Here is a 23,861-nt window from a genome sequence, read left to right as displayed (position 1 = left end):
CATCTACTCCGTACGTGGGCGTCAGGACTCGGTGCCGTCGAGGGCCAGCCGGATCAGGGTGTCGGTGTCCATCTCGTCGAGGTCGACCTCCGCCCGGTCCGGTTCGGCGGCGGGACCGTCGTCGGCGGTGAGACCGAGCAGCAGGTCCAGCAGACCGGCCTCGCGGATGCGGGCGAGCGGGACGGTGGCCAGCGCCTGGCGTACCGCGGTCTCGGCCGGGTCGGCGGCCGGCCCGGCGGGTGTGTCGGGCAGCAGGGTGGCGCGCAGGTGGTCGGCGAGCGCGGCCGGGTCGGGGTGGTCGAAGACGAGCGTGGTGGGCAGGGACAGACCGGTGGCCCGGTTGAGCCGGTTGCGCAACTCGACCGCGGTCAGCGAGTCGAAGCCGAGGTCCTTGAAGGCCCGGTGGGGCTTGACCCGTTCCGGGCCGCCGTGGCCGAGGACGGCGGCGGCCTCGGCGCGGACCAGGTCGGTGAGCCGGCGGTCCTGGTCCTCGCCGGTCAGGCCGCGCAGTTCCTCGCGCAGGGCCGCGCCCCCGTCGGCGGGCGCCTCGGCCGCGTCCCGCACCGCCTGCCGGGCCTCGGGCAGGTCGGCCAGGAACGGCCGGGGCCGGGTCGACGCGTACGCCGGGGCGAACGTCGTCCAGTCCACGTCGGCCACGGTCAGGGCGGGCCCGCCCCGGCCGACGGCGACGCGCATGGCGTGCACCGCGTCGGCGGGGGCCATGACTCGCAGGCCGCGCCGGGCCAGTTCCCGCTGGGCGTCGTCGGTGGCCATGCCGCCGTCGGCCCACGGTCCCCAGGCCACCGAGGTGGCGGCGAGGCCACGCGCGTGCCGCCGCTCGGCCAGCGCGTCGAGGTAGGCGTTGCCGGCGGCGTAGCCGGCCTGTCCGCCGCTGCCCCAGACGCCGGCGATGGAGGCGAACAGCACGAACGCGTCGAGCGGACGGTCGCCGAGCAGCTCGTCCAGGTGCGCCGCGCCGGCGGTCTTGCCGGCCGACACGGCGGCCAGCCGGTCCAGGTCGGTGTCGAGCAGCGGGGCGACGTCGTTGAGGCCGGCGGCGTGCACCACGGCGGTCAGCGGCGCCGGGTCGTCGTCGAGTCGGGCGAGCAGCGCGGCGACCGCGTCCCGGTCGGCCACGTCGCAGGCGGCGACGGTGACGCGGACGCCGAGGGCGGTCAGCTGGTCGCGCAGCGCGGCCGCCCCGGGCGCCGCCTCGCCCCGGCGGCCGGTGAGCACCAGGTGCGCGGCGCCGTGACCGGCGGCCCAGCGGGCGACGTGGGCGCCGAGCGCGCCGGTGCCGCCGGTGACCAGCACGGTGCCGGAGGGCTGCCACCGGTCGGCGGCGTCGCGCGCGGCGGGGGCGGCCCGCACGAGCCGGCGCGCGTGCAGACCGGCCGGGCGCAGGGCGAGCTGGTCCTCGTCGCCGGCGGCGGTGAGAGCGGCGGCGAGGCGGGCCGGGTCGGTGTCGCCGTCGGGCAGGTCGAGCAGGGTGACCCGCAGCCGGGGCAGCTCCAGCCCGGCGACGCGGGCCAGGCCCCACAGGGCGCCCTGACCGGCGCTGCGGACCGGGTCGTCGCCGCCGGTGGCGACCGCGCCCCGGGTGAGGCACCACAGCGGGGGCGTCTCGCCGGTGTCGTGCAGCGCCTGGACCAGCAGGAGCGTCGCGGCGGTGCCGGCGGGCAGCGACGGGTGCGCCGGGTGCGGCTCGTCGCGCAGGCCGAGCAGGGAGACCACGCCGGCGACCGGCCCGTCGGCGAGGGCCTTGCCGAGTGCGGCGGCCAGGTCGGCGCGGGTGGTGGTGGCCGGGTCGACGGTGACGCGCCGCAGCTCCGCGCCGGCCAGCGCGGCGCCGACGTGCGCGGCGGCGGGCTCACCGTCCGGGGTGACCAGCAGCCAGGCGCCGTCGGTCGCCGACGGTCCGTCGAGGTCGATCCGGCGCCACTCGACCTGGTACGACCAGCGGTCGGCCCCGGTGCGGCGGGTGCGGGACCGGCGCCAGGTGGTGAGCGCGGGCAGGGCGGGGGTGAGCGTGTCCAGGTCGTCGTCGCCGAGGTGGCCGGCGAGCGCGGTCAGGTCGCCGCTCTCCACGGCGGCCCAGAACTCGGCGTCGGAGGCGTCGGCGCGGGTGGGGTTGTCGGGCCAGTAGCGTGCGTGCTGGAAGGCGTAGGTGGGCAGGTCGACGCGGGTGGCGTCGGTGCCGGCGAACCAGGGCGTCCAGTCCACGGCGACGCCGTGCACGTGCAGCTCGCCCAGCCCGGCCAGCAGCGCGGCGCTCTCGTCCCGGTCCCGACGCTGCACCGCCACCGCCCGCACGTCCTCATCGGGCAGGATCTCGGCGGTCAGCGCGGTCAGCACACTGCGCGGACCGATCTCCAGGAACGTGTCCACCCCGGCGTTCCGCAGGGCGGTGATCCCGTCGGCGAAGCGGACCGCCTGCCGGACGTGCCGCACCCAGTAGTCGGGGTCGGTCAGCTCGCCCGCATCGGCGACGGCACCCGTCACGTTGGACACCACCGGCAGCAGCGGCGCGGCGAACGTCAGTCCCTCCAGGACCGCGCGGAAGTCGGCGAGCATCGGTTCCATCAGCGGACTGTGGAACGCGTGCGACACCGTCAGACGGCTGGTCCGCACGCCCCGGTCGCGCCAGACCCGCTCGATCTCCGCCAGTGTGTCCCCGGCGCCGGAGACCACGACCGACGTGGGGCCGTTGACCGCCGCGATCCCGATGTCCGTGCGGCCGGCGATCGTCTCGGCCAACTCGGACTCCGGGGCGGCGACCGCGAGCATCCCGCCGCCGGCCGGGAGCGCCTGCATCAACCGGCCCCGCGCCGCGACCAGCGCGGCGGCGTCCGGCAGCGACAGCACCCCGGCCACGAACGCGGCCGTCACCTCACCGATCGAATGACCACCCACGAAGTCCGGCGTCACCCCGAACGACTCCACCAGCCGGAACAGCGCCACCTCGACCGCGAACAGGCCGGCCTGCGTGAACTGCGTCTGGTCCAGCAGGTCACCGTCGCCGAACAGCACCGGCTTCAGCGGCTGCGGCAGCAACGGATCCAGATGAGCACACACCTCATCGAGGGCGGACGCGAACACCGGGAACGCCTCGGACAACTCCCGGCCCATGCCGGCGCGCTGCGCGCCCTGACCGGAGAACAGCAGCGCCAGGTGGCCGCGCGGTCGCGCGGTACCGGTGATCGCCGCGCCGGTGGTGGTGCCGGCGGCCAGCGCGCGCAGCGCGGTGAGCAGCTCGTCCCGGTCGGTGGCGGCCAGCACGGCCCGCTGCTCCAGCGGCGGGCGGGTGGTGAGCGCGGACCAGCCGACGTCGGCCGGGCGGGGTGTGCCGTCGGCGGCGAGCCAGGTCGCCCACCGGTGGGCCTGCGCGGCGAGCGCGGCGTCGGTACGCGCCGACAGCAGCACCGGCAGCACCGCCGGCCCGCCGGGGCGGCCGTCGGCGGCGTCGCCGGCCGTGACCGGGTGGTCGGCGACGGGTGGTTGTTCCAGGACGACGTGGGCGTTGGTGCCGGAGATGCCGAACGACGACACCGCCGCCCGGCGCGGCCGGGCCTGGTCGGGCCACGGCGTCGGGGCGGTCGCCAGCTTGACCGCGCCGGCGGTCCAGTCGATGTGTGGCGACGGTTCGTCCACGTGCAGCGTCGGCGGCACCAGGCCGTGCCGCATGGCCAGGACCATCTTGATCACCCCGGCCACGCCGGCGGCGGCCTGCGTGTGCCCGAGGTTCGACTTGATCGAGCCCAGGAGCAGCGGCCGGTCCGTCGGGCGGTCCTGCCCGTAGGTCGCGATGACCGCCTGCGCCTCGATCGGGTCACCGAGCGTGGTGCCGGTGCCGTGCGCCTCCACCACGTCGACGTCGGCGGTGCCCAGGCGGGCGTTCGCCAGGGCCTGGCGGATCACCCGCTGCTGCGACGGCCCGTTCGGGGCGGTCAGCCCGTTCGACGCGCCGTCCTGGTTGACGGCGGTGCCGCGTACCACGGCCAGGACGCGGTGGCCGCGCCGGCGGGCGTCGCTCAGGCGCTCGACCAGCAGCATGCCGACGCCCTCGCCCCAGCTGGTGCCGTCGGCGCCGGCGGCGAAGGACTTGCACCGCCCGTCGGGGGCGAGTCCGCGTTGCCGGGAGAACCCGACGAACGCGCTGGGCGTGGCCATCACGGTGACGCCGCCCGCGAGGGCGAGGTCGCACTCCCCCGCCCGCAGCGCCTGGCCGGCCAGGTGCAGCGCGACCAGCGACGAGGAGCAGGCGGTGTCGACGGTGACGGCCGGGCCTTCCAGCCCGAACACGTACGCGACGCGGCCGGAGGCGACGCTGCCGGCGGTGCCGTTGACCAGGTAGCCCTCCAGTTCGGCGGAGGCGTCGAGCCGGCCGGCGTAGTCGTGGTGGATGAGGCCGGCGAAGACGCCGGTGGTCGTGGTGCGGTCGTGCGGGTCGAGGCCGGCGGACTCGAACGCCTCCCACGAGGTTTCCAGCAGCAGGCGCTGCTGCGGGTCCATGGCGAGGGCCTCGCGGGGGCTGATGCCGAAGAAGGCCGGGTCGAAGTCGGCGGCGCCGGGCAGGAATCCGCCGTGGCGGGTGCTGGAGGTGCCGGCGCGGTCGGCGTCCGGGTCGTAGAGCGCGTCGAGGTCCCAGCCCCGGTCGGCGGGGAACTCGGCGATCCCGTCGCCGCCGGTGGACACGAGGTGCCACAGCTGGTCGGGGTTGGTGACCCCGCCGGGCAGCCGGCAGGCCATGCCGATGATGGCGATGGGATCGTCGTCGTCGCTGGTGGCGGCGCGGGTGGCGGTGGTGGTGTCGCCGGCCGGGTCGTGGCCGAGGTGCTCGTGCAGGTGGTCGGCGAGGCGTTCCGGGGTCGGGTAGTCGAAGACGAGCGTGGCGGGCAGCCGTAGCCCGGTGGCGGCGGCGAGCCGGTTGCGCAGCTCGACCGAGGTCAGCGAGTCGAAGCCCAGTTCCTTGAAGGCGCGGACGGCGGGCACCGCCTGCGCCGACGGGTGGCCCAGCACCGCGGCGGCCTGGGCGCGGACCAGGTCGACCAGGCGCTCCCGGGCCTCGTCCGAGGTGAGCCCGGCGAGCCGTTCGACCCAGCCGGTGGCGGTCCCGTCGCCGGTGCGGGCCTGTCGGCGTCCGCCGGTGGGGGCCAGCAGCCGCAGCATCGGGTGGAGCTGCGCGGGGTCGCCAGTGATCCGGAGCCGCGCGGCGACCCCGGTCGGCGGCGCGGCGGCGGCGACGGCGTCGAGCAGCGTGGTGCCTTCGGTGGCGGTCAGCCCGGTCATGCCGATCCGGCCGAGCCGCGTGCGGTCGTCGGCGTCGAGCCGCCCCGCCATGCCGCCGTCGGTGGCCCACATGCCCCAGGCGATGCTGGTGGCGGGCAGGCCGTGGGCGCGGCGGTGGGTGGCGAGGGCGTCGAGGAACGCGTTGGCGGCGGCGTAGTTGCCCTGCCCGGGTGAGCCGAGCGTGGCCGCGATCGAGGAGAACAGCACGAACGCGGTCAGGTCCCGGTCGGCGGTGGCCTGGTGCAGCGCCCAGGCGGCGTCGACCTTGGGCCGCATCACCCGCGCCACGGACTCGGCGTCGAGCGCCGCGACCGTGGCGTCGTCGAGCACTCCGGCGCAGTGGTGGACGGCGGTCAGGTCGACGCCGTCCAGCAGCCGGGCGACCTGCGCGGTGTCGGACACGTCGACGGCGGCGGTCCGCACGGTCGCGCCGGCCGCCTTCAGCTCGTCGACGAGGGCCGCGTAGGCCGGATCGTCGGCGGGGGCGCGGCGGGCGGCCAGGAGCAGGTTGCGGGACTGCCCGGTGGCCACGAGGTGCCGGGCGACGACACCGGCCAGCGCGCCGGACGCCCCGGTGACGAGCGTGACCCGGTCCGGGTCGGCGGTGGCGGGGACGGTCAGCACCACCTTGCCCACGTGCCGGGCCTGACTCACGTACCGCAGGGCGGTCCGCGCCTGCCGGACGTCCCAGGTGCGGATGGGCAGTGGTCGCAACGCTTCCCGCTCGAACAGTTCCAGGAGTTCGGTGAGCATCTGCCCGATCCGCTCCCCACCGGCCTCGTTCAGATCGAACGACCGGTACGCGACGCCCTGATGTTCCCGAGCCACCACGTCGGGGTCCCGCAGGTCGGTCTTGCCCATCTCGACGAACCGGCCGCCGCGCGGCAACAACCGCAACGACGCGTCCACGAACTCCCCCGCGAGGGCGTCCAACACCACATCCACACCCGCTCCCCCGGACGCGGCCAGGAACGCGGCCTCGAAGTCCGTGGTCCGCGACGACGCGATCCGGTCCTGCTCGACGCCGAGCCCACGCAGCGTGTCCCACTTGCCGGGGCTCGCCGTCGCGTACACCGTCGCACCCAGATGGTGGGCGATCTGGATCGCCGCCATGCCGACCCCACCGGCACCCGAGTGGATGAGCACCGACTCACCGGCCCGCAGGTCGGCCAGATCCCGCAACGCATACCACGCCGTCAGGAACACCACCGGCACAGAGGCGGCTTCGACGAACGACCAGCCCTCCGGCATCCGCGCCACCCGGTCCCGCCGCGCCACCACCCGCGGACCGAAACCCGGCTCGAACAACCCGAACACCCGATCACCCGGCACCAGACCCGACACACCCGGCCCGACCTCCAGCACCACCCCCGCGCCCTCACTACCCATCACCGCAGCCGGATCCGGATACATCCCCAACGCGATCAACACATCCCGGAAGTTCACCCCCGCCGCCCGCACCGCCACCCGCACCTCACCCGCGGCCAGCGGGTGCGTGTCGGTGGTGCGCAGGTCGACGCCGTCGAGCGTGCCGGGGTGCACGGCGGCGACGTGCCAGACGCCGGTCGCCGGTGGCGCCAGCTCGCTGCCGGTCGGACGCGCCAACCGGGGTACGCACACCCGGTCGCCGCGCAGCGCGAGCTGACCACCCACGGTGGATGGTGTCCCGGCGACGGTCGCCAGCACGTCGAGCGCGCGCCGGTCGAGGGCGGAGTCGATGTCGGCGAGCACGATCCGGTCCGGGTGCTCGGACTGCGCCGAGCGCAGCAGCCCCCACACGGCCGCGCCGGCGGGATCGGCCGGACGGTCGTCGTCGCCGGTGGTGACCGCGCCCCGGGTCACCACCACGAGCCGCGAGTCGCCCAGATCGTCGGCGGCGAGCCACGCCTGCACGGTCGCCAGCACCGCCGTCGTCACCGCCCGCACCCGCCCGGGCAGGTCGCCACGGCCCGAGCCGGTCAGGTCGCCGTCGGCCAGGCCCGACAGATCGCCCTCGGTCGGGCTCGACAGGTCGCCCTCGGCCGGACGCGACAGATGGGCGCCGGTCTCGGCAGGCCAGCCACCGGTTCCGACGGGCAACAGCACTGCGTCGGGGGCCGGCGCGCCGTCGGCGACGGCCGCCACCAGCCCGGCCACGTCCGGGAACCGCGCGGGCACGGCCGTGTCGAACCATCCGCCCGGCAGCGGCGCCGGCGCGCCCGTACGGGCCTTCCCGCGTCCCGCGCCCCGACCGGCCGCGCGACGGGTCCGGCCGCCCGGCGTGGGCGCGGCGTCACGCGGCAGCGCGGCGGTCAGCACCGTCCACGTCACCTCGCGGTCGGCCGGGTCGATCTCCTCGGCCGGCCAGGTCACCACGAACCGGGAACGCGCGGCCGCGTCCGGTGCGGGGACGCCGGCCAGTTCGCGCAGGACCAGCGCGTCGACCGACACCACCGGCGCGCCCGTCTCGTCCGCCGCGACCAGCCGGACGCCGGAGCCGGCACGGGTCAACCGGACCCGCAGCAGCCGGGCGCCGGCCGCGTGCACCTGGACGCCCTCGAACGCGAACGGCACGCGCGGGCCGGCGCCGTCGGCGGGCAGCAGCAACCCGATCGGGTGCAGCGCGGCGTCCAGCAGCGCCGGGTGCACCGCGAACCCGTCCACCGCCGCGTCGGGAAGCGCCACCTCGGCGCACACCTGGTCCGGGCCGGTCCACACCCGGCGCAGGCCGCGGAACGTCGGCCCGTACGTCAGGCCGTGGCCGACGAGCGTGTCGTAGAACCCGGTCAGGTCGGTCTCGGTGACACCGGCCGGCGGCCAGGCGGTCAGGCCCGGTTCCTCGGCGGCGGCCGGCTCCAGCACCGCCTCGGCGTGGCGCACCCACTGCGCGTCGGTGTCGTCGTCCGGCTGGGCGTAGACGGCGGCGTCCCGGTTGCCGGCCTCGTCGGCCGCGCCGACGCGCACCTGCACCCGGACGCCGCCGGTGGCGGGCAGCGCGAGCGGCGCGGTGACGGTCAGGTCGCGTACCCGGGGGGCGCCGGCCTCGTCGCCGGCGCGCACCACCAGCTCGACCAGCGCGGTGCCCGGCACCAGGACGGAGCCGCCGACGACGTGGTCGGCCAGCCAGGGCTGCGCGGCCAGCGCGAGGCGGCCGGTCAGCACCAGCTCGTCCGCGCCGGCCAGCCGCACCGCCGCGCCGAGCAGCGGGTGCCCGGGCGCTGCCAGCCCGGCGCCGGACAGGTCGCCGGTGCGCCAGGTCGCGGCGTCGGGCCAGTAACGTCGGCGCTGGAACGGGTAGGTGGGCAGGTCGAGCGGCACGCCACCGCCGGTCAGCGCGGTCCAGTCCACCGGCGTTCCCGCGGCGTACGCCTCGGCGAGCGCGGTGAGCAGCGCGGACGCCTCGGTGCGTCCGGCGCGCAGGGTCGGCACGACCACCGGACCGGTGTCGTCACCGAGGCAGTCCCGGACCATCCCGGAGAGCACCCCGTCCGGCCCGACCTCCAGGTAGGTGCCGACGTGGCGCTCCCGCAGGTGGCTGATGCCGTCGGCGAAGCGGACCGCCTCGCGGACGTGCCGCACCCAGTGGTCGGGGTCGCGCAGCTCGTCCGGTTCGGCGATCCGGCCGGTCAGGTTCGACAGCACCGGCAGGCGCGGCGCGTCGAGGGTGAGGCCGTCGACGACGGCCCGGAAGTCGTCCAGCATCGGCGCCATCAGCGGGCTGTGGAAGGCGTGGCTGACGGTCAGCCGGCGGACCCGCACACCGCGCTCCCGCCAGGCCCGCTCCACCTCCGCCAGGGCGTCACCGGCCCCGGAGACCACCACCGACGCCGGGCCGTTGACCGCGGCGATCCCGACGTCCGCGCGGCCCGCGACGGCAGCGGCGACCTCGGGCTCGGGCGCGGCGACGGCGAGCATCCCGCCGCCGTCGGGCAGCGCCTGCATGAGCCGGCCCCGCGCGGCGACCAGGGCGGCGGCGTCGGGCAGGGAGAGCACCCCGGCGACGTGCACGGCGGTGATCTCGCCGATCGAGTGGCCGCCGACCACGTCGGGGGTGACGCCGAACGACTCGACCAGGCGGTACAGCGCCACCTCGACGGCGAAGAGCGCGGGCTGGGTGAACTCGGTACGGTCCAGCAGCGCGGCTTCCGGCGCGCCCTCGGGCGCGAAGAGCACCGGCCGCAGCGGCCGGGGCAGCAGCGGGTCGAGGTGGTCGCAGACCTCGTCCAGCGCGGCGGCGAAGACGGGGAACGCCGCGTACGCCTCGCGGCCCATGCCGGGGCGCTGCGCGCCCTGGCCGGAGAAGAGGACGGCGAGGCGGCCGGGGCGGGTGACGCCGCGCACCACGGCGGAGGACGGCTCGTCGGCGGCGACGGCGGTCAGGCCGGCGAGCAGGCCCGCCCGGTCGCGGGGCAGCAGCACGGCCCGGTGCTCGAACGCGGACCGGGCGGTGGCGAGGGCGTGGCCGAGATCGGCCAGCGGGACCGCCGGGTTCGCCTCGACCCAGGCGGCCAGCCGGCCGGCCTGGGCGCGCAGCGCGTCCGGGGTGCGCGCGGAGAGCACGCACGGAACGCCGAGGTCGCCGGCTGCCGGCGCGGGCGCGGTGGGGGTCGGCTCGGGGGCCTGTTCCAGGACCGCGTGCACGTTGGTGCCGGAGATGCCGAACGACGACACGGCGGCGCGGCGGGGCCGGTCCACGGCGGGCCAGGGCTGCGCCCGGTGCGCCAGGGTGATCGCGCCGGCGGTCCAGTCGACGTGCGGGGACGGCTCGTCGGCGTGCAGCGTCGGCGGGACCAGGCCGTGCCGCATGGCCAGAACCATCTTGATCACGCCGGCGACGCCGGCGGCGGCCTGGGTGTGCCCGATGTTCGACTTGACCGAGCCCAGGAGCAGCGGCGTGTCGCGGTCCTGCCCGTACGTGGCCAGCAGCGCCTGCGCCTCGATCGGGTCGCCGAGGGCGGTGCCGGTGCCGTGCGCCTCGACCACGTCCACGTCGGACGGCGACAGCCGCGCGTTGGCCAGGGCCTGGCGGATGACCCGCTGCTGGGACGGCCCGTTGGGGGCGGTGAGGCCGCTGCTCGCGCCGTCCTGGTTGACCGCGCTGCCGCGCAGCACGGCGAGGATCCGGCGGCCGTCGCGTTGCGCGTCGGAGAGGCGTTGCAGCAGCAGCATGCCGACGCCCTCGGCGAAGCCGGTGCCGTCGGCGCCGGCGCCGAACGCCCTGCACCGCCCGTCCGGGGACAGGCCGCGTTGGCGGGAGAACTCGGCGAGCATGCCGGGGGTGGACATGACGGTGACACCGCCGGCGAGCGCGAGCCCGCACTCCTGCTGGCGCAGCGCCTGGGCGGCGAGGTGCAGCGCGACCAGCGAAGAGGAGCAGGCGGTGTCGACGGTGACGGCCGGGCCCTCCAGGCCGAGCAGGTAGGAGATGCGGCCGGAGGCGACGCTGCCGGCGCTGCCGTTGCCGACGTACCCGTCGAGGTCGTCGCCGGCGCCGACGGCGGCGCCGGCGTAGTCGTGGTAGATCAGTCCGACGTAGACGCCGGTGGCGCTGCCCCGGACGGTGAGCGGGTCGACGCCGGCGCGTTCCAGCGCCTCCCACGACGTTTCCAGCAGCAGCCGCTGCTGCGGGTCCATGGCGAGCGCCTCGCGCGGGTTGATGCCGAAGAAGGCGGCGTCGAAGTCGGCGGCGTCGTAGAGGAAGCCGCCGTGCCGGGGCGCCGGCCGGTCGGCGTCGTCGCCGAGGACGCTGAGGTCCCAGCCGCGGTCGGTGGGGAACGGCGCGATGACGTCGGCGCCGGCGGTGACCAGGTCCCACAGGTCCTCGGGGGTGCGGACGTCGCCGGGGAAGCGGCAGGCCATGCCGACGACGGCGATCGGCTCGTCGACGGCGGTGGTCACGCCGGACACGGGGGTGGCGGCCGGCGCGGCCGACCCGCCGATCTCCCGGTCGAGGTGGTCGGCGAGCACGGCGGGGGTGGGGTGGTCGAACGCGACGGTGGCGGGCAGTCGCAGCCCGGTGGCGGCGGCGAGCCGGTTGCGCAGTTCGACCGAGGTGAGCGAGTCGAAGCCGAGTTCCCGGAACGGGCGCTGCGGGTCGACGCCGTCGGCGCCGCGGTGTCCGAGCACCGCGGCCGCCGCGGCGGTGACCAGGTCGAGGAGGTGGCCGCGCCGGGCGGCTGGGCTGAGCGCCGCGAGCCGGTCGCCCAGGGACACCTCTGCCCCGGTACGCGTGGCGGCGCGCCGCCGGGCGGGGCGGATCAGGTCGCGCAGCAGCGCGGGTACGCGGGCCGGGTCGGGGCTGGTCGGCACCTTCGTCAGGACGACGTGTGCGCCGCCGTGGCGGCCGGCCGCGTCGAGCAGGGCCAGCCCTTCGGTGTCGGTGAGCGGGGCGCTGCCGGCGCGGATGGCGCGGCGGTGCTCGCCGTCGTCGAGGTGCGCGGTCATCGCGCTGGTGGTGGCCCAGAGTCCCCAGGCGAGGCTGGCCGCCGGCAGTCCGTGGGCGCGGCGGTGGGTGGCGAGGGCGTCGAGGAACGCGTTGGCGGCGGCGTAGTTGCCCTGCCCGGGTGAGCCGAGCGTGGCCGCGATCGAGGAGAACAGCACGAACGCGGTCAGGTCACGGTCGGCGGTGGCCTGGTGCAGCGCCCAGGCGGCGTCGACCTTGGGCCGCATGACCCGGTCGAGCGCGTCGTCGTCGAGTCCGGTGATGGTGGCGTCGGCGATGGCGCCGGCGCAGTGGTAGACGGCGGTGAGGTCCGCCCCGGCGACCAGGTCGGCGACGCCTACCGGGTCGCCGAGGTCCACCGCGACGGCCCGTACGGTCGCCCCGGCCGTGGTCAGCTCGTCGACCAGCGCGGCGTAGGCCGGGTCGTCGGCGGGGGCGCGGCGGGCGGCGAGCAGCAGGTTGCGGGACTGCCCGGTGGTGACCAGGTGCCGGGCGACCAGGCCGGCGAGGGTGCCGCTGGCGCCGGTGACGAGGGTGACGCGGTCCGGGTCGGCGGTGGCGGGGACGGTGAGCACGACCTTGCCGACGTGGCGGGCCTGGCTGATGTGCCGCAGCGCGGTGCGCGCCTGCCGGACGTCCCAGGTGCGGGTGGGCAGCGGTCGCAGCGCGCCCCGCTCGAACAGCTCCAGGAGTTCGGTGAGCATCTGCCCGAGGCGCTCACCGCCGGCGGAGTTGAGTTCGAACGACCGGTAGGTGACGCCGGGGTGCTGGGTCGCGACGAGGTCGGGGTCCCGCAGGTCGGTCTTGCCCATCTCGACGAACCGGCCGCCGCGCGGCAACAACCGCAACGACGCGTCCACGAACTCCCCCGCCAACGCGTCCAACACCACATCCACACCAGCACCACCGGACGCGGCCAGGAACGCGGCCTCGAACTCCGTCGTCCGCGACGACGCCATCCGCCCGTCCGCGACCCCGAGCCGGCGCAGCGTGTCCCACTTCCCCGGGCTCGCCGTCGCGTACACCGTCGCACCCAGATGGTGGGCGATCTGGATCGCCGCCATGCCCACCCCACCGGCACCCGAGTGGACCAGCACCGACTCACCGGCCCGCAGGTCGGCCAGATCCCGCAACGCATACCACGCCGTCAGGAACACCACCGGCACAGAGGCGGCTTCGACGAACGACCAGCCCTCCGGCATCCGCGCCACCCGGTCCCGCCGCGCCACCACCCGCGGACCGAAACCCGGCTCGAACAACCCGAACACCCGATCACCCGGCACCAGACCCGACACACCCGGCCCGACCTCCAGCACCACCCCCGCGCCCTCACTACCCATCACCGCAGCCGGATCCGGATACATCCCCAACGCGATCAACACATCCCGGAAGTTCACCCCCGCCGCCCGCACCGCCACCCGCACCTCACCCGCGGCCAGCGGGTGCGTGTCGGTGGTGCGCAGGTCGACGCCGTCGATGGTGCCGGGCTCGACGGCGGCCACGTGCCAGCCGCCGGCCGGCGGGACGAGCCGGTCCCCGGCCGGGCGGACGACGCGGGGCGCCAGCACGTCGCCGTCGCGCAGCGCGAACTGCCCGCCGGCCGCGGCGAGCGGCGCGAGGGTGTCGGGGTCGGCGTCCCGGTCGAGGTCGACCAGCACGATCCGGTCCGGGTGCTCGGACTGCGCCGAGCGCAGCAGCCCCCACACGGCGGCGCCGGCCAGGTCGGTGACGTCCTCCTCGTCGCGGGCCGCCACCGCGCCCCGGGTCGCCACCACCAGGCGCGCGTCGGCGAGGGTGTCGGCGGCCAGCCAGTCCCGCACGGTGGCCAGCACCGTGGACGTGACCGACCGGACCCGCGCCGGCAGGTCGGCGTCGTTCCCGGCCGGAACCGGAAGCAGCACCGCGTCGGGGGCCGGCGCGCCGGCCTCGACGGCCGCCGCCAGCGCGGTCACGTCGGGGTACGCGGCAGTGTGATCCCCGAGGGCCGGGACGCCCGACGCGGAGCCCGAGCTGCCGACGTCCGTGCGTGCCGCACCAACGGTGACCGCCGTGCCGGCCTCCCGCCGCGCCGTACCGGCGGTGACCGCCGTGCCGGCCTCCCGCCGCGCCGTACCGGCGGTGACCGCCGTGCCGGCGTCGGTGCCCGTCACGGGGGCGCCGAATGCGGCGAGCGTCGCCCAGGACCGGGGTCCGCCGGTGGGCGGGAGGTCCCGGACCGACCAGGCGACCTCCAGCACGGACCGGTCGGCGGGGCCCGGCCGCCCCGTGGCGTCGCCCAGTTCCGTGAGCACCAGGGAGTCCACCGAGACCACCGGCGCGCCGGTCTCGTCGGCCGCGACGAGCCGCACCGCCGAGCCGGTACGGCGCACCCGCACCCGCAGCACGGCCGCGCCGGCGGCGTGCACCTGCACGCCCTCGAACGTGAACGGCACGCGCGGCCCGGAGGTGGCCTCACCGCCGGGGAGCAGGCCGATCGGGTGCAGCGCGGCGTCGAGCAGCGCCGGGTGCACCTCGAACCGGCCGGCCCGCTCGGCCGGCCCGTCCGGCAGGGCCACCTCGGCGTAGACGGTGTCGTCGTCGGTCCAGGCCCGGCGCAGGCCCCGGAACGCGGGCCCGTAGGCCAGGCCGTGCCCGGCGAGCGTGTCGTACCATCCGGTGAGGTCCACCTCAGCCGCGTCGGCGGGCGGCCAGGAGCCCGGCGTGGGCTCGTCGGCGGTGCCCGGCTCCAGCAGCCCTTCGGCGTGCCGGGTCCACCCGTCGTCGGTGTCGTCGGCGGGTTGGGCGTGGACGGTCACCGGGCGGGCGCCGGCGTCGTCGGGGGCGCCGACGCGCACCTGCACCCGCAGTCCGCCGGTGTCCGGCAGCGTGAGGGGGGTGACCAGCGTCAGTTCGCGGACCCGGGGGGCGCCGACCTCGTCGCCGGCGCGGACCACCAGCTCGACCAGCGCGGTGCCGGGCAGCAGCACGGCGCCGGCGACGGCGTGGTCGGCCAGCCACGGCTGGGCGGACAGCGCGAGCCGGCCGGTCAGCACCACCTCGTCGGCGTCGGCCAGTCGCACCGCCGCGCCGAGCAGCGGGTGCCCGGCGGCGCCGAGCCCGGCGCCGGTGACGTCGCCGCCGGCCGCCGTGCCCGGCTCGGGCCAGAAGCGTTCCCGCTGGAAGGCGTACGGGGGCAGGTCGACCCGAATGGCGCCCGAGCCGGCGAACACGGCCGCCCAGTCGACGGGTACGCCGGCGGTGTGCAGGGCGCCGAGGGCGGTGAGCAGTTGGCGGGGGCCGTGTTCGTCGCGGCGCAGCGACCCGACGACCACGCCGGGCGGGCCGGCGGGTGCCCGGTCGAGCGCGTCCTGCACCACGACCTTGAGCACCGGGTGCGGGCTGACCTCGACGAACACCCGGTGACCGGTGTCGATGAGCGCGTCCACGACCGGCGCGAGCCGGACCGGTTCGCGAAGGTTGCGGAACCAGTAGTCGGCGTCGAGGTCGGCGGTGTCGATCGGTTCGCCGGTGACGGTGGAGTGGAACGCGATCCGGCTCGGACGGGGGTGGAGCGTGCCGATCGCGGCGGTGATGTCGTCGCGGACCGCGTCGACGTGCGCGCAGTGGGAGGCGTAGTCGACAGCGATGCGCCGGGCCCGCAGTTCCCGGTCGGCGCAGGCGGCGAGCAGGTCGTCGACGGCGTCCGCGTCGCCGGAGACGACGGTGACGGCGGCGCCGTTGAGCGCGGCGACGCCAAGGCGGTCGCCCCAGGGGGCGATGAGGTCGGCGGTGTCGGCGGCGGAGAGCGGCACGGAGACCATCCCGCCCCGGCCGGTGAGGGCGAGCAGGCCCCGGCTGCGGGCCACCACGAGCCGCAGCGCGTCGGGCAGGGTGAGCGCGCCGGCCACGCAGGCGGCGGCGATCTCGCCCTGGGAGTGGCCGATCACGGCGTCGGGGCGTACGCCGCAGGCACGCCACACCTCGGCGAGGGAGACCATCACGGTGAACAGCAGCGGCTGAACCACGTCGACCCGGTCCAGCGGTGGGGCGCCGGGGGCGCCGCGCAGCACGTCCTCGGGCGTCCAGTCGACGAGGTCGGCCAGTTCGGCGGCGCACTCGCGCATCCGGTCCCGGAAGACCGGGGAGCGGTCGAGCAGGTCGAGCGCCATGCCGGGCCACTGGGAGCCCTGGCCGGGGAAGACGAGGACGACCTTCGGCGTACCGTCGGTGGGCTGGGCCGGCGGCGTGGCGGCGGTGAGCGCGGCGAGCGCAGCGGCGCGGTCGGCGGCGACGGCGACCTGCCGGTAGGGGTGGTGCGCGCGGCCGGTGGCGAGCGACCAGCCGAGGTCCGCCGGGTCGAGGTCGGGGTGCGCGGCGAGGTGCTCGTGCAGGCGCGCGGCCTGGGCCGGCAGGGCACCGGCGGTGCGGGCGGAGACGAGCAGCGGCACCGCGTCGGCGCCGACCAGGCCGGGGCCGGTGGCGGGCGCGGGGTCGGCCGGCGCCGCGGTGGGGGCGGCCTCGATGACGGCGTGGGCGTTGGTGCCGGAGATGCCGAACGAGGAGACGGCGGCGCGGCGGGGCCGGTCGAGCGCGGGCCAGGGGGTGGGCGCGGTGACGAGGGTGACGGCGCCGGCGGTCCAGTCGACGTGCGGGGACGGCTCGTCGGCGTGCAGCGTCGCGGGGACGATCCCGTGCCGCATGGCGAGAACCATTTTGATCACGCCGGCGACGCCGGCGGCGGCCTGGGTGTGGCCGATGTTCGACTTGACCGACCCGAGCAGCAGCGGGGTCTCCCGGTCCTGCCCGTACGTGGCGAGCAGCGCCTGCGCCTCGATCGGGTCGCCGAGCGTGGTGCCGGTGCCGTGCGCCTCGACCACGTCCACCTCGGACGGCGACAACCGCGCGTTGGCCAGGGCCTGCCGGATGACCCGTTGCTGCGACGGCCCGTTCGGCGCGGTGAGCCCGTTGGACGCGCCGTCGGAGTTGACGGCGGTGCCGCGCACCACGGCGAGGATCCGGCGGCCCTCCCGCCGCGCGTCGGAGAGCCGCTGGACCAGCAGCAGACCGGCGCCCTCACCCCAGCCGGTGCCGTCGGCGGCGGCGCCGAACGCCTTGCACCGGCCGTCCGGGGCCAGCCCGCCCTGGCGGGAGAACTCGGAGAACATGCCGGGGGTGGCCATCAGGGCGACGCCACCGGCGAGCGCCATGTCGCACTCGCCGGAGCGCAGCGCCTGCGCGGCCAGGTGCAACGCGACCAGCGACGAGGAGCAGGCGGTGTCGACGGTGACGGCCGGACCCTCCAGGCCGAACGCGTAGGCGACCCGGCCGGAGGCGACGCTGCCGGCGGTGCCGGTGAGCAGGTGGCCTTCGAGGCCGTCGGCGCCGGTGGCGGCGTATCCGGAGGAGGCGGCGCCGACGAAGACGCCGGTGGCGGTGCCGGCGCGGGTGGTCGGGTCGAGGCCGGCGGACTCGAACGCCTCCCAGGACGTTTCCAGCAGCAGGCGCTGCTGCGGGTCCATGGCGAGGGCCTCGCGGGGGCTGATGCCGAAGAAGGCGGGGTCGAAGTCGCCGGCGTCGGCGAGGAATCCGCCGTGGCGGGTGGTGGAGGTGCCGGCCCGCTCGGCGTCCGGGTCGTAGAGCGCGTCGAGGTCCCAGCCCCGGTCGGTCGGGAAGCCGCCGATCGCGTCCGCGCCGGCGGCGACGAGGTCCCACAGCTGGTCCGGGGTGGCGATGCCGCCCGGGTAGCGGCAGGCCATGCCGATGACGGCGAGCGGTTCGTCGGTGCCGGCCGGGCCCGCCGCGCGGGCGGTCGACGCGGCGGGTGCGGCGGCGGCGAGCCGGGCGTGGAGGTGGTCGGCGACGCGGGCCGGGGTGGGGTGGTCGAACACGAGTGTGGCGGGCAGCCGCAGCCCGGTGGCGGCGGCGAGCCGGTTGCGCAGCTCGACCGAGGTCAGCGAGTCGAAGCCCAGTTCCTTGAACGCGCGGGTTTCCGGCACGGCGTGGGCGCTCGCGTGGCCCAGCGCCGCGGCGGCCTGCGCGCGGACCAGGTCGACCAGGCGCTCCCGGGCCTCGTCCGGGGCGAGCGCGGCCAGCCGTTCGGCCCAGCCCGCCTCCCCGTCCGCGGTGTCCTGCGCCGTGCGGCGGGCACCGGCGCGGGCCAGGCCGCGCAGGATCGCCGGGTAGCGGCCGGCGTCGCCGGTGAGCCGCAGCCGGGCCGCCGCGACGGCGGGCAACGCGCGGCGGGTGGCGGCGTCGAGCAGGGCGGAACCCTCGGCGGCGGTCAGCGGGGTCATGCCGAGGCGGCGCAGTCGCCGCGCGTCGTCCCGGTCGAGGTGCGCGGTCATCGCGCTGGTGGTGGCCCACATGCCCCAGGCGATGCTGGTGGCGGGCAGGCCGTGGGCGCGGCGGTGGGTGGCGAGGGCGTCGAGGAACGCGTTGGCGGCGGCGTAGTTGCCCTGCCCGGGTGAGCCGAGCGTGGCCGCGATCGAGGAGAACAGCACGAACGCGGTCAGGTCCCGGTCGGCGGTGGCCTGGTGCAGCGCCCAGGCGGCGTCCACCTTGGGCCGCATCACCCGCTCGAGCGCGGCGTCGTCGAGTCCGGCGACGGTGGCGTCGGCGACGATCCCGGCGCAGTGATACACGGCGGTCAGGTCGACGCCGTTCAACAGGTCGGCCACCGCCGCCCGGTCCCCCACGTCCACAGCGGCGGTCCGCACCGACGCACCCGCGGCCGTCAACTCGTCCACCAGGCTCGCGTAGGTGGGGTCGTCGGCCGGACCACGGCGGGCGGCGAGGAGCAGGTTCCGGGACTGCCCGGTGGCGACGAGGTGCCGGGCGACGACACCGGCCAGCGCGCCGGACGCGCCGGTGACCAGCGTGACGCGGTCCGGGTCGACGGCGGCCGGAACGGTCAACACCACCTTGCCCACATGCCGGGCCTGACTGACGTGCCGCAACGCGGTCCGCGCCTGCCGCACGTCCCACGCCCGCACCGGCAACGGCCGCAACGCCCCACGCTCGAACAACGCCAGCAACTCCGCCAGCATCTGCCCGATCCGCTCCCCACCGGCCTCGTTCAGATCGAACGACCGGTAGGCGACGCCGGGGTGCTGGGCCGCGACGAGGTCGGGGTCGCGGACGTCCGTCTTGCCCATCTCCACGAACCGGCCGCCGCGCGGCAACAACCGCAACGACGCGTCCACGAACTCCCCCGCCAGGGCGTCCAACACCACATCCACACCCGCGCCCTCCGACGCGGCCAGGAACGCGGCCTCGAACTCCGTGGTCCGCGACGACCCGATCCGGTCCTCCGCGACCCCCAGCCGACGCAGCGTGTCCCACTTCCCCGGACTCGCCGTCGCATACACCGTCGCGCCCAGGTGGTGGGCGATCTGGATCGCCGCCATGCCGACCCCGCCGGCACCCGAGTGGATGAGCACCGACTCACCGGCCCGCAGGTCGGCCAGGTCCCGCAACGCGTACCAGGCGGTCAGGAAGACCAGCGGGACGGACGCGGCCTCGGTGAACGACCAGCCGGCCGGGATCCGGGCCACCCGCTCGCGCGCGGCGAGCACCTCCGGCCCGAAGCCCGGTTCGAACATGCCCAGCACCCGGTCGCCCGGCGCCAGGTCGGTCACGTCCGGCCCGACGGCGAGGACCACGCCCGCGCCCTCGCTGCCCATCCGGGCGTCCGGGTCGGGGTACATGCCGAGTGCGATCAGCACGTCGCGGAAGTTCACGCCGGTGGCCCGGACGGCGACGCGGACCTGGCCGGGCCCCGGCGCGGCCGGGGCGGCGGGCACCGGCGCGACGCCGTCGATGGTGCCGGGAGCGACCGGCGCGAGGTGCCAGAGGCCGTCCGGCGGCCGCAGCTCGTCGTCGGCCGGTCGACCCAACCGGGGTACGCGCACCGCGCCGCCGCGCAACGCCACCTGCCCGCCGGTCGACGCGGGGTCGGCGACCACCCCGGCCAGCGCGGACAACGCCTCGGCGTCGACCTCGCGGTCGAGGTCGGCCAGCACGATCCGGCCCGGGTGCTCCGACTGCGCCGAGCGCAGCAGCCCCCACACCGCCGCGCCGGCGAGGTCGGTGACCCGGTCCTCGTCCCCGGCGGCGACCGCGCCCCGGGTGAGCGCCACCAGCCGCGTGTCGGCGAGCGCCTCGGCGGCCAGCCACTGCTGCACGGTGACCAGCACCGCCGCCGTCACCGCCCGGACCCGGTCCGGCAGCGCGCCGCCATCCGGCGCCGGCCGCAGCGGCAGCACAACCGCGTCGGGGGCCGGCGCTCCGGCGGCCACGGCGGCCACCAGCGCGGCCATGTCCGGATGGGCGGCGGGCCGGGGCGCGGCGTCGAGCGGGTCGGACCCGTTCGGGGTCAGCACCGCCCAGCTCGGCGGCGTGGCCGGCGCGGTGATCTCCTCGACCGGCCAGGTGACCGCGTACAGGGACCGGTCGGCCGCGCCCGCCGCGGCGGTCCCGGTCAGCTCCCGCAGGGCCAGCGCGTCCACCGACACCACCGGCGCGCCGGCCGTGTCGACCGCGACCAACCGCACCGACGAGCCGGCGCGGGTCAGCCGTACCCGCAGCACCGTCGCGCCGGCGGCGTGCAGCTGCACGCCCTCGAACGCGAACGGCACCCGGGGTCCGTCCCCGGTGCCGGCGTCGAGCAGGCCGATCGGGTGCAGGGCCGCGTCGAGCAGCGCCGGGTGCGCCCCGAACCCGGTCGGGTCGACGCCGTCGGGGAGCGTCACCTCGGCGTACGCGGCGTCCGGGTCGGAGAAGACCCGGCGGACGCCCCGGAACGCCGGCCCGTACGCCAGGCCGTGCGCGGCGAACGCGTCGTACCAGCCGGTCACGTCCACCTCGGACGCCCCGGCGGGCGGCCACTCGCCGAGGGTCGGCCCGTCGGCGGCGGCCGGCTCCAGCACACCGTCGGCGTGCCGGACCCACTCGGCGTCCGGGTCGTCCTCGGGCTGGGCGTGCACGGTCACCGGTCGGGCGCCGGTGTCGTCGGCGGCGCCGACGCGCACCTGCACCCGCACCGCGTCGGTGGCGGCGAGGGTGAGCGGGGTGGCGACGGTGAGGTCGCGGATCCGGGCGGCGTCGACCTCGTCGCCGGCCCGGACGACCAGTTCCAGCAGCGCGGTGCCGGGCACCACCACGGCGTCGCCGACCACGTGGTCGCCGAGCCACGGGTGGGTGGCGACGGACAGCCGGCCGGTGAGCACCACCTCGTCGTCGCCGGCGAGCCGGACGGCCGCGCCGAGCAGCGGGTGCCCGGCCACGCCGAGTCCCGCGGCGGAGACGTCCCCGGCCTGCCAGGCCGGCGCGTCCGGCCAGAACCGCTGCCGCTGGAACGCGTACGTCGGCAGGTCGACCGGCCGGGCGCCGGTGCCGTCGAACCAGGGCGTCCAGTCGACGTCGACGCCGTGCGTGTGCAGTTCGGCGAGCGCGGCCAGCAGCGCCGCGACCTCGGGCCGGTCGTGTCGCTGCGCGGCCACGGCGAGCACGCCGTCGTCGCCGGGCAGCGCCTCGACGGTCAGCGCGGTCAGCACGCTGCGCGGGCCGATCTCCAGGAACGTGTCCGCGCCGGCCGCGCGCAGCGCCGTCACGCCGTCGGCGTAGCGGACGGCCTCGCGGACGTGCCGCACCCAGTAGTCGGGCGTGCGCAGGTCGTCGCCCTCGGCCAGGGCGCCGGTCAGGTTCGACACCACCGGCCGCGTCGGGGCGTGGAAGGTCAGCTTCGCCAGCACCGCGCGGAAGCGGTCCAGCATCGGGTCCATCAGCGGGCTGTGGAACGCGTGCGACACAGCCAGCCGCCGCACCCGTACGCCCCGGTCGGTCCACCGCCGGGCCAGCTCGTCCAGCGCGTCGGCGGCGCCGGAGACCACCACCGACGACGGGCCGTTGACCGCCGCGACGCCCACCCGGTCGGCGTGGTCGTCCAGGCCGGCGCGCACATCCGCCTCGGTGGCCGCGACCGCGAGCATGCCACCGCCGTCGGGCAGCGCCTGCATGAGCGCGCCGCGCGCGGCCACCAGCAGGCAGGCGTGTTCCAGCGACAGCACGCCGGCCAGGTGCGCGGCGGTGACCTCGCCGATCGAGTGGCCGGCCAGCAGGTCCGGGGTGACGCCGAACGACTCGACCAGCCGGAACAGCGCCACCTCGACCGCGAACAACCCGGCCTGGGTGAACGCGGTGCGGTCCAGCAGCGCGGCGTCGTCGGTGCCCTCGGCGGCGAACAGCACCTCCGTCAGCGGGCGCGGCAGCGCCCGGTCCAGGTGCCCGCACACCTCGTCCAACGCGGCGGCGAACACCGGGAACGCCGCGTACAACTCCCGACCCATGCCGGCGCGCTGCGCGCCCTGCCCGGAGAAGAGCACCGCGAACGGGCCCCGGTCGGTCGCCTCGCCGGTGACCAGCGCGCCGGACGGCTCGCCCGCGGCGAGCGCGCGCAGCGCGGCGCGCAACCCGTCGGCGCCGGTGACGGCGAGCACGGCCCGCCGGTCCAGGCTGGTCCGGGTGGTGACCGACGCGTACCCGACGTCCCGGGGTCGGGGCGCGGGCCCGGCGTCCAGCCAGGCGGCCCAGCGGTCGGCCTGGGCGGCGAGCGCGGCCGGGTGGGCGGCGGAGAGCAGCACCGGCACGACCGGTCGGTCCACGGTGGCCGCCGGCTCGGGGGCGGGCTCGGCCGGCGGGGCCTCCTCGACGAGCAGGTGGGCGTTGGTGCCGCTCATGCCGAAGGAGGAGACGGCGGCCCGGCGGACCCGGTCGGGCTCGGCCGGCCACGGCTGCGCCTCGGTGAGCAGGGCGACCTCGCCGGTCGACCAGTCGACGTGCGGGGTGGGCTCGTCGGCGTGCAGGGTGGCCGGGAGCAGGCCGTGCCGCAGCGCGAGCACCATCTTGATCACGCCGGCGACGCCGGCGGCGGCCTGGGTGTGGCCGAGGTTGGACTTGAGGGAGCCGAGCCGCAGCGGCCGTCCGGCGGGCCGGTCCCGCCCGTACGTGGCGAGCAGCGCCTGCGCCTCGATCGGGTCGCCGAGCGTGGTGCCGGTGCCGTGCGCCTCGACCACGTCCACCTCGGCCGGGGTGAGGCCGGCGTTCTCCAGCGCCTGGCGGATGACCCGCTGCTGGGCCGGCCCGTTGGGGGCGGTGAGGCCGCTGCTGGCGCCGTCGGAGTTGACCGCGCTGCCCCGGATCACGGCCAGCACGGGGTGGCCGAGCCGCCGGGCGTCGCTGAGGCGTTCGACCAGGACCAGGCCGACGCCCTCGGCCCAGCCGGTGCCGTCGGCGGCGGCGGAGAACGCCTTGCAGCGTCCGTCGGCGGCCAGGCCGCGCTGCCGGGAGAACTCGACGAAGCCGCCCGGCGTGGCCATCACGCTGGCGCCGCCGGCGACGGCCAGGGTGCACTCGCCGTCGCGCAGCGCCTGCGCGGCCAGGTGCAGGGCGACCAGCGACGACGAGCAGGCGGTGTCGATCGTGACGGCCGGCCCCTCCAGGCCGAACGTGTAGGCCAGGCGGCCGGAGATGACGCTGGCGGCGGTGCCGGTCAGCACGTACCCCTCGGCACCCTCGGGCAGGCGGCGCAGCACCGACGCGTAGTCCTGGCCGGCGGTGCCCACGAAAACGCCGGTGCGGCTGCCGCGCAGCACGCCGACGTCGACGCCGGCGGACTCGAACACCTCCCAGGCGGTCTCCAGCAGCAGCCGCTGCTGCGGGTCCATGGCCAGGGCCTCGCGCGGGCTGATGCCGAACAGGGTGGGGTCGAAGTCACCGGCGTCGGCGAGGAACCCGCCCCGGTCGCTGTACGAGGTGCCGGGGTGGTCCGGGTCCGGGTCGTACAGCCCGGCCAGGTCCCAGCCACGGTCGGTGGGGAACGGGCCGGTCGCGTCTGTGCCGGCGACGACCAGGTCCCAGAGCTGCTCCGGGGACGCGACTCCGCCGGGGAACCGGCAGGCCATGCCGACCACGGCGATCGGCTCCGGTTCCTCCAGCTCGCGCAGGCGCCGGTGCGCCTGGCGGAGCTCGGTGGTCACCCACTTGAGATGTTCGAGGAGCTTCTCTTCGTCCGCCATGATCCACCCGCCCGAACTTGCTGCCGATCGATTCCGTCGAACACCGAGATGGCCGCCGGTGCGGCACACCGGTGACCGGGGACGGCCGACGGCGACGG

General features: G+C 77.0%; 1 protein-coding gene. It reads right to left on the bottom strand.

The genetic code is table 11. The features are described 5' to 3' along the window. Positions 1–21 precede the first annotated feature (21 nt). The gene (locus O7600_RS02900; protein WP_281592148.1) at positions 22–23,763 is read right to left on the bottom strand and encodes a type I polyketide synthase; all 23,742 of its coding nucleotides are present in this window, start codon (positions 23,761–23,763) and stop codon (positions 22–24) included. Positions 23,764–23,861: the final 98 nt, after the last annotated feature.

This window comes from Micromonospora sp. WMMA1998 (assembly GCF_027497375.1).
Lineage (GTDB): Bacteria > Actinomycetota > Actinomycetes > Mycobacteriales > Micromonosporaceae > Micromonospora > Micromonospora sediminicola.
Note: the sequence above shows the minus strand (reverse complement) of the source record. Positions and strands in the feature narration are given on the sequence as shown.